Raw genomic sequence first — 5535 nt, 5'->3', positions numbered from 1 at the left:
GTTGCCGCAGAGCAGCGCCACGTAGGCGCGGGTCCCGACGCTGCCGACCCCGACGACGCGGTGGGCGACGTCGACCACGTGATAACGGTTCAACATGAACCTGCGCTCGCGCGGCAGCGTCTCGGCATAACGTTCCAACCCAGACGTCACAGCTTCGCGCGTCGCATCATCAACCCGAACCAGGATCGGCGCATCCTCGCGGAAGCGCCAGCCACCGTCTGTACGACGTTCCCCGACGCGGGCCAGCAGACTCTGATTATTCTTCCGCCGAGCCTTCTCAACGGCCTTGGTCACGACCGCTTGAGAGCGTGCATCGATCTCGATCCCGGCGAAGACAAGATCGTCGGCTCGCGATGCTGACTGCCAGACTTCGAGCGATCCGCGAGGGGCAAGATCGTTCATCGTGTGCTGGTAGCCTGCCACGGCGCTCAGCGTCGCCTCCCGACGCTCAGATGGGGGCACGTCAGCGTCGCGAGCTGCCACCTCGATGCTCGCACAGAGCCGCTTTAGATCCCACTCCCACGGTCCAACTGTGACCTCATCGAAGTCGTTGAGATCCAATACGACATCGCCTTGTGGGGTGCCGAACAAGCCGAAATTGGAAATGTGTGCGTCCCCGTTCAGAACCACATCGATTGCGGTGCGAGGACCATGAGCGAGGTCCCAGGCCATGACCTGGGCAGCCCCACGCAGAAAAGCGAATGGTGAGGAAGCCATGCGGGCGATGCGGAGAGGAATGAGGTGCGATTGCCGGCCCTCATGTGCTGCCTCGATCAGCATCACCGGGTCTGGACGATCCGTGCTAACATTCAGTACAGAATGAGCTTTGTGAGGAATTTCGATACGTAGGATTTTGCCGGCGGTGCGCCGCTTGTCCCACGGCTCCACACCTGAACGCAGCTCGATATGTGGAAAGTCTGCCAATGGCTCCAAGACCGCTTCTTCGGCGGCTTTGACCAGAGCCTCTTGCTGATCGTTGAGCAGTGGTGTGATGTCCATAAAGTGTGCTGACCGCTCCATCACCTCAACCGCTCGCTGCAAATGAAGCTAGCGGCGCGATTACAAATTGAAAGCGCCGGACCAACGTTGGCCGAGTGCATTCTCGGAAGTTTCAGCCGGTAGGCGGTCTCAATGACAGCGATCGTTCTGATAGATGGGACCAACGGTGAGTGCCTTGCGGTGAAGCCGGCCTACGGCTCGCCCTGCAACGGATGCGGCTGGTGCTGCGCGACGCAGGCGTGCAGCGTGGCGCTTGAACACATTCCCGGTCATCCGGCCGAGGGTGCATGCCAAGCGCTCGAACGCGACGGCAAGCGGTTCGTGTGCGGCATGATCCGTAGGCCGGGGCACTACATGGGACTTCCGAACGATTGGGCGGACGGCGTCCTAGGCGACATGATAGCGGCGACCCTCGGGTCCGGGAAGGGATTCGATGCCAAGTTCTGAACCCCCGATGCAAGCCATCGCTGCTCTGCCCCTTGCCGGGGGCAACCTGCCGGCCGAAGCGCTCGCCCTGGTACGGGACTATCAGCGCGCCTCGAAAGCCAGCGCCACGGTCCGCGCCTACAAATCGGACGCGGCGGTGTTCACGGCTTGGTGCATGGGCCATGGAGTCTCGTCTCTCCCGGCGGCGCCTGACACAGTGGCGGCGTTCCTCTCGCACGAGGCAGCGGCCGGGCGGGCCTCATCTACGATCGGCCGGCGGCTCGCGGCCATCGCCTACGCGCACAAGATCGCCGACCTACCGGACCCAGGCGCGCACGAGACGGTGCATGCGGTTATCAAAGGCATCCGACGCCGGCCCGACACGGAGATCCGTCAGAAGACGGCCGCGACCGCCGAGGTGTTGGCAGCCATGCTTTCGCACGTCCCGCCTGGGCTTGCCGGCAAGCGGGATCGGGCTCTGCTGGGCCTCGGGTTCGCTGGTGCCTTCCGGCATCGAAGTTGGCCGCGCTGCTCGTCTCCGACCTGACCGACCAGACCGATGGCCTACGGGTGCTGATCCGACGCTCGAAGACCGACCAGGAGGGGAGGGGGGCCGAGAAGGCGATCCCGCATGGTCGGCATGTCCGCCCGGTAGCACTGCTGCGGGACTGGCTCGCGGCAGCCGAGATCACAGACGGGCCGGTGTTCCGGCCGATCTCGCGGTCCGGTCGGATCAGAGCCGAGGCCCTAACGGACCGTAGTATCGGGGACATCGTGAACCGGTATGCCGGTGCGGCCGGGTTTGATCCGGCAGTATTTGGCGGGACAGCCTGCGGGCCGGGTTCGTAACGACGGCGGCAGAACGTGGGGCCGACCTCGCCCGCATCATGGAAGTGTCGGGACATCGCGACCCGCGGACAGTGCTCGGGTACATCCACCGGGCGAACGCCTTCAAGGATCATGCGGGGAGCGGGTTTCTGTAAGCCGTCTGTCTGAAAAAAGGTTGGGCCGGCATAGGCCGCGACGGCTAACCACGCAGTGATTCAGGCTCGATATCTGAACTGTCGGGGTCGGGTGCGGTTATGGAAACACAACCAAGGAGCCCCGCGATGTCCGCACCCACCAGCCTGAAAGAAGTCTACCTCGACGAGATGCAGGACCTCTGGTCGGCCAATGACCAGATGGTGAGGGCTGCCCAGCAGCTCACCGGTCAGGCGAGTGACCCCAAGCTAAAACAGATGCTGGAGCACTCAGTCGGCGGCATCCAAAAACACACCGACGTGCTCAAGAGCCTGATCCAGGCCAACGGCGGCGAGACCAAGCCGGAGCATTGCAAGGGTATGGAGGGCCTCGTCGCGGAGGCGCTCAAGCACGGCATCAAGGAGGCGCCGAGCGACGGCAAGCTGCGCGACGTGTAGATCATCGCTCAGTACCAGCGCATGTCGCATTACGGGCTCGCGGGCTTCGGCTCGGCCGCCGCCTACGCCAAAGCGCTCGGTCGCAGCGACGACGCGGTCAAGCTCAAGCAGGCAGTCGATGAAATCTACAAGGGGGATACGATGGCCAGTCAACTGGCGGAGAGCGTCGAGCGGGCAGCGGCGTAGGTCGCAGCCGCTTCCACCTTCAGGCGCAAAGTCAAATTGATTTATAGCCAAAAGGCGCCCGGTCGACCGCCGGGCGCCATGTCCGTGTAATGTAATGCCAATCCAGTGCGAGCACCGCTCGTCAGAAGCTAGGCTTGACCGTCCTCGGCAGCCGTGTCTGGATCGTTTGGCTTCTTCTGCGCCTCGGCCACTGGATCTTTGCTTTCAGGCTCACTCCCGGTAGTTGGGTCTGGGACGTTCACGCCCGTGATCGGCACGGTGGGTGGAATGGTAGGCTCGTGATCGCTTCCAGCCATGACCTGATGCTCCCTTACCCGGAGGTACCATTCAGAAAGCGCTTGGAATGCGGCAGCGCTGTGAAGGTGTACGCCAGCGCATAAAATTGGGTTGCTCAGCGGCCTTAAGCCACCTCGGAGGTCGTCTCTCCCGTCTCGGCAGCTTAAGCAGCTGCCTTGCGCCGCAGCTGGCCGAGGCCGAGTGAACGTGCCAGCTCGGACCGCTTGGCGGAGTAGGCGGCCGATACGATGGGGTAGTCAGACGGCAGGCCGTACTTCGCGCGGTAGCTCTCCGGTGTGAGCCCGCGAAGCGTGAGGTGGCGCTTCATCGTCTTGTAGGTCTTACCATCCTCGAAGCTGACCATGCCGTCCGGCGTGATCGACTTGCGGATTTGGGCCGGCGTCGGCTTCTCAACGGCGGGCTCGGCTGTCTCCTCCTTGCCAAGGCCAGATAACGCCGCGTGCACAGAGGCGATCACACCAGGCAGCTCACTCAACGACACTCGGTTGTTCGAGACGTAGGCTGCGACGAGGTCCGCTGTCATTTCAAATTCGTCCCGCCCCGAAACGAGCATCGCACCACCAGTCATGTTACTATCCTCGGAATACCTGTCACTCCGCATAACAACTTACCAAATTAGACGTCAAGGTTCTGTTAGGGATATCGCATTAGGAGTTTTTTAGATTTTCTGAGGTTGGACGATGCGGGTTCTGCTAATCGAGGATGATGCGTCAGTGGCGCAGAGCATCGAGCTGATGCTCAAGACGGCCGGGTTCAATCCCTTCGTCACCGATCTCGGTGAGGAGGGAGTCGATCTCGGCAAGCTCTACGATTACGACATCATCCTGCTCGACCTGAATCTGCCTGACATGTCGGGATATGAGGTGCTTCGCAGCCTTCGCCTCGCCAAGGTCAAGACCCCGATCCTGATCCTGTCTGGCATGGCCAGCATCGAGGACAAGGTGAAGGGCCTTGGCTTTGGCGCCGACGACTACCTCACCAAGCCGTTCCACAAGGACGAACTCGTGGCTCGCATCCAGGCGATTGTTCGGCGTTCACAAGGGCATGCCGAAGCCGTGGTCATGGTCGATGATCTCACGATCAACATTGACAAAAAGTTCGTCCAGGTGGCTGGAACCTCGATCAACCTCACGACCAAAGAGTACCAGATGCTGGAACTCCTTGCTCTGCGGAAGGGGACGGCGATCACCAAGGAGATGTTCCTTAACCATCTCTACGGCGGCATGGATGAGCCCGAGTTGAAGATCATCGACGTGTTCATCTGTAAGTTGCGGAAGAAGCTCGCCAACGCTAGCCAGGGCAAGAACTACATCGAGACCATCTGGGGCCGCGGCTACGTGCTGCGTGAGGGTGTGCCTGAGATGCGGGCTCTAGCGAGCTGAAGCGCCAATCCACAAGATTCATGTGGTCTGCCACGAACCTGATCCGCCTTGCACCGCGCGATAGCCGCCGCGCTCCGGCTCCTGGCTTTGGCGCTCAACGATGCGGATGGGTTTGGTCCAACAGCGTTTAGACCTAATGAGATAGAATAGGACCATCGCATGGCGGTCCACATGAACCCACTCGATTTTCGTGCCGTTGATGCAATGGCTTTGCGATATGGACGTGTCGTGACACTCCTCCGCGATGAGCAGCTTGCATAGACTGATCGGAACCATCGCCCGACACCGCCCATCGCCGGGCATTCGCTACGGCGTACCGTTGCTGCTCGTCACGTTCATGACGTTCGTGCGCTTCCTGGCGCCGGCCTATATCGCTCCCTTCCTCCTCTACATCCCCGTTCTGTTGGCGGGAAGCCTCGCCTTCGGCCGGGGGGCCGGAACGTTGGTCCTCACGCTCTCCACGTTGATCGCCACTTGGTTCTACACGCGCGACGGGAGCCTCGACGGTGTCGATGTCTCGCTCCTGTGTCAGTACGTGTTGATTGGTGCCGTCATGATCTGGATCTGCGACTCGCTGCGTCGGTCCGTTGTGCAGAACGAGGCGACGCTGGAGCGCCTTGACGGTGCGAACCGCACCCTTGTTAGCAACCAATCGGAATTGACCGCTGCTAATGCTCGGGCAGAGGCCGCGAAAGAGGCTGCCGAGGAGCACAGCCGGGCGAAGAGCCGGTTCCTGGCAAACATGAGCCACGAGTTGCGCACGCCGCTATCCGCGGTGATCGGCTATTCGGAGATGCTGGAGGAGGAGGCGGAGGAACTCGGCCAGG

General features: G+C 61.7%; 4 protein-coding genes and 2 pseudogenes. 4 read left to right on the top strand and 2 right to left on the bottom strand.

Annotated elements, in window-relative coordinates; genetic code table 11:
• The coding region (locus FV223_RS18925; RefSeq protein WP_147728456.1) for a DUF2252 family protein at window positions 1-999 on the bottom strand (999 nt) is incomplete at its 3' end.
• 454 nt (window positions 1000-1453) lie between these two features.
• On the opposite strand from FV223_RS18925, the gene FV223_RS31935 reads away from it, so the two are divergent.
• Entirely contained in the window at window positions 1454-1972 is a 519-nt protein-coding gene (locus tag FV223_RS31935) for a site-specific integrase (RefSeq protein WP_147728455.1), read from the top strand.
• A 562-nt stretch (window positions 1973-2534) separates the two neighbouring features.
• Window positions 2535-3029 (top strand): annotated as a pseudogene (locus tag FV223_RS18910) (ferritin-like domain-containing protein).
• A 442-nt stretch (window positions 3030-3471) separates the two neighbouring features.
• Here FV223_RS18910 and FV223_RS18905 read toward each other — a convergent pair.
• Window positions 3472-3879, bottom strand: a pseudogene (locus FV223_RS18905) (MucR family transcriptional regulator); the annotation flags it as partial.
• Window positions 3880-4006: 127 nt separating this feature from the next.
• Between FV223_RS18905 and FV223_RS18900 the strand changes: the two are divergent.
• Window positions 4007-4708: a response regulator transcription factor CtrA gene (locus FV223_RS18900; protein ID WP_147728454.1), complete on the top strand. Its 702-nt coding sequence runs from the start codon at window positions 4007-4009 to the stop codon at window positions 4706-4708.
• A gap of 253 nt (window positions 4709-4961) precedes the next feature.
• Window positions 4962-5535: histidine kinase dimerization/phospho-acceptor domain-containing protein (locus FV223_RS32445; RefSeq protein ID WP_281407453.1), on the top strand; the 574-nt coding region annotated here is incomplete at its 3' end.

Source organism: Methylobacterium sp. WL116 (assembly GCF_008039455.1).
In the GTDB taxonomy this organism is placed as follows: Bacteria; Pseudomonadota; Alphaproteobacteria; order Rhizobiales; family Beijerinckiaceae; genus Methylobacterium.
Note: the sequence above shows the minus strand (reverse complement) of the source record. Positions and strands in the feature narration are given on the sequence as shown.

What these genes read in the sequence shown, in the direction of transcription:
- FV223_RS18900 (WP_147728454.1), top strand. Translation starts at nt 4,007, where the DNA reads ATGCGGGTTCTGCTAATCGAGGATGATGCGTCAGTGGCGCAGAGCATC.
- FV223_RS31935 (WP_147728455.1), top strand. Translation starts at nt 1,454, where the DNA reads ATGCAAGCCATCGCTGCTCTGCCCCTTGCCGGGGGCAACCTGCCGGCC.